The sequence below is a fragment of the Pseudomonas sp. MWU12-2020 genome (genome assembly GCF_023100605.1).
Lineage (GTDB): Bacteria > Pseudomonadota > Gammaproteobacteria > Pseudomonadales > Pseudomonadaceae > Aquipseudomonas > Aquipseudomonas fluorescens_H.
In genome coordinates this window covers 1-3,203 of the sequence record NZ_JALMEX010000029.1, presented here as the reverse complement: position 1 = coordinate 3,203, position 3,203 = coordinate 1, and the positions used below count along the sequence as shown (strand labels likewise).

Sequence of the window (3,203 nt, the reverse complement as noted above, 5' to 3'; positions counted from 1 at the left end):
CGTTCTTTAAAAATTTGGGTATGTGATAGAAAGATAGACTGAACGTTACTTTCACTGGTAACGGATCAGGCTAAGGTAAAATTTGTGAGTGACTCTTAAGAGTTTTGCGAATTTTCGGCGAATGTCGTCTTCACAGTATAACCAGATTGCTTGGGGTTATATGGTCAAGTGAAGAAGCGCATACGGTGGATGCCTTGGCAGTCAGAGGCGATGAAAGACGTGGTAGCCTGCGAAAAGCTTCGGGGAGTCGGCAAACAGACTTTGATCCGGAGATGTCTGAATGGGGGAACCCAGCCATCATAAGATGGTTATCTTGTACTGAATACATAGGTGCAAGAGGCGAACCAGGGGAACTGAAACATCTAAGTACCCTGAGGAAAAGAAATCAACCGAGATTCCCTTAGTAGTGGCGAGCGAACGGGGACTAGCCCTTAAGTGGCTTTGAGATTAGCGGAACGCTCTGGAAAGTGCGGCCATAGTGGGTGATAGCCCTGTACGCGAAAATCTCTTGGTCATGAAATCGAGTAGGACGGAGCACGAGAAACTTTGTCTGAATATGGGGGGACCATCCTCCAAGGCTAAATACTACTGACTGACCGATAGTGAACTAGTACCGTGAGGGAAAGGCGAAAAGAACCCCGGAGAGGGGAGTGAAATAGATCCTGAAACCGTATGCGTACAAGCAGTGGGAGCCCACTTTGTTGGGTGACTGCGTACCTTTTGTATAATGGGTCAGCGACTTATTTTCAGTGGCGAGCTTAACCGAATAGGGGAGGCGTAGCGAAAGCGAGTCTTAATAGGGCGTCTAGTCGCTGGGAATAGACCCGAAACCGGGCGATCTATCCATGGGCAGGTTGAAGGTTAGGTAACACTGACTGGAGGACCGAACCGACTACCGTTGAAAAGTTAGCGGATGACCTGTGGATCGGAGTGAAAGGCTAATCAAGCTCGGAGATAGCTGGTTCTCCTCGAAAGCTATTTAGGTAGCGCCTCATGTATCACTGTAGGGGGTAGAGCACTGTTTCGGCTAGGGGGTCATCCCGACTTACCAAACCGATGCAAACTCCGAATACCTACAAGTGCCGAGCATGGGAGACACACGGCGGGTGCTAACGTCCGTCGTGAAAAGGGAAACAACCCAGACCGTCAGCTAAGGTCCCAAAGTTATGGTTAAGTGGGAAACGATGTGGGAAGGCTTAGACAGCTAGGAGGTTGGCTTAGAAGCAGCCACCCTTTAAAGAAAGCGTAATAGCTCACTAGTCGAGTCGGCCTGCGCGGAAGATGTAACGGGGCTCAAACCATACACCGAAGCTACGGGTATCACGTAAGTGATGCGGTAGAGGAGCGTTCTGTAAGCCTGTGAAGGTGAGTTGAGAAGCTTGCTGGAGGTATCAGAAGTGCGAATGCTGACATGAGTAACGACAATGGGTGTGAAAAACACCCACGCCGAAAGACCAAGGTTTCCTGCGCAACGTTAATCGACGCAGGGTTAGTCGGTCCCTAAGGCGAGGCTGAAAAGCGTAGTCGATGGAAAACAGGTTAATATTCCTGTACTTCTGGTTATTGCGATGGAGGGACGGAGAAGGCTAGGCCAGCTTGGCGTTGGTTGTCCAAGTTTAAGGTGGTAGGCTGAGATCTTAGGTAAATCCGGGATCTTAAGGCCGAGAGCTGATGACGAGTTACCCTTTGGGTGACGAAGTGGTTGATGCCATGCTTCCAAGAAAAGCTTCTAAGCTTCAGGTAACCAGGAACCGTACCCCAAACCGACACAGGTGGTTGGGTAGAGAATACCAAGGCGCTTGAGAGAACTCGGGTGAAGGAACTAGGCAAAATGGCACCGTAACTTCGGGAGAAGGTGCGCCGGTGAGGGTGAAGGACTTGCTCCGTAAGCTCATGCCGGTCGAAGATACCAGGCCGCTGCGACTGTTTATTAAAAACACAGCACTCTGCAAACACGAAAGTGGACGTATAGGGTGTGACGCCTGCCCGGTGCCGGAAGGTTAATTGATGGGGTTAGCTAACGCGAAGCTCTTGATCGAAGCCCCGGTAAACGGCGGCCGTAACTATAACGGTCCTAAGGTAGCGAAATTCCTTGTCGGGTAAGTTCCGACCTGCACGAATGGCGTAACGATGGCGGCGCTGTCTCCACCCGAGACTCAGTGAAATTGAAATCGCTGTGAAGATGCAGTGTATCCGCGGCTAGACGGAAAGACCCCGTGAACCTTTACTATAGCTTTGCACTGGACTTTGAATTTGCTTGTGTAGGATAGGTGGGAGGCTTTGAAGCGTGGACGCCAGTTCGCGTGGAGCCATCCTTGAAATACCACCCTGGCAACTTTGAGGTTCTAACTCAGGTCCGTTATCCGGATCGAGGACAGTGTATGGTGGGTAGTTTGACTGGGGCGGTCTCCTCCTAAAGAGTAACGGAGGAGTACGAAGGTGCGCTCAGACCGGTCGGAAATCGGTCGTAGAGTATAAAGGCAAAAGCGCGCTTGACTGCGAGACAGACACGTCGAGCAGGTACGAAAGTAGGTCTTAGTGATCCGGTGGTTCTGTATGGAAGGGCCATCGCTCAACGGATAAAAGGTACTCCGGGGATAACAGGCTGATACCGCCCAAGAGTTCATATCGACGGCGGTGTTTGGCACCTCGATGTCGGCTCATCACATCCTGGGGCTGAAGCCGGTCCCAAGGGTATGGCTGTTCGCCATTTAAAGTGGTACGCGAGCTGGGTTTAGAACGTCGTGAGACAGTTCGGTCCCTATCTGCCGTGGACGTTTGAGATTTGAGAGGGGCTGCTCCTAGTACGAGAGGACCGGAGTGGACGAACCTCTGGTGTTCCGGTTGTCACGCCAGTGGCATTGCCGGGTAGCTATGTTCGGGAAAGATAACCGCTGAAAGCATCTAAGCGGGAAACTTGCCTCAAGATGAGATCTCACTGGAACCTTGAGTTCCCTGAAGGGCCGTCGAAGACTACGACGTTGATAGGTTGGGTGTGTAAGCGCTGTGAGGCGTTGAGCTAACCAATACTAATTGCCCGTGAGGCTTGACCATATAACACCCAAGCAATTTGACTACTCGAGAGAGCATCAGATTGCGGTGTGTGAAGACGCAATGAACCGAAAGTTCGCGATGCTCACAAGACACCTGTATCACATACCCGATTTGCTGAAGCGAGGCCAACAGGTCGCGAGTCAGTACCC

General features: G+C 51.3%; 1 rRNA gene. It reads left to right on the top strand.

From position 1 onward, the window contains the following. Positions 1–162: 162 nt before the first annotated feature. Positions 163–3,054: ribosomal RNA gene (locus M0814_RS28805) — 23S ribosomal RNA — on the top strand. Positions 3,055–3,203: the final 149 nt, after the last annotated feature.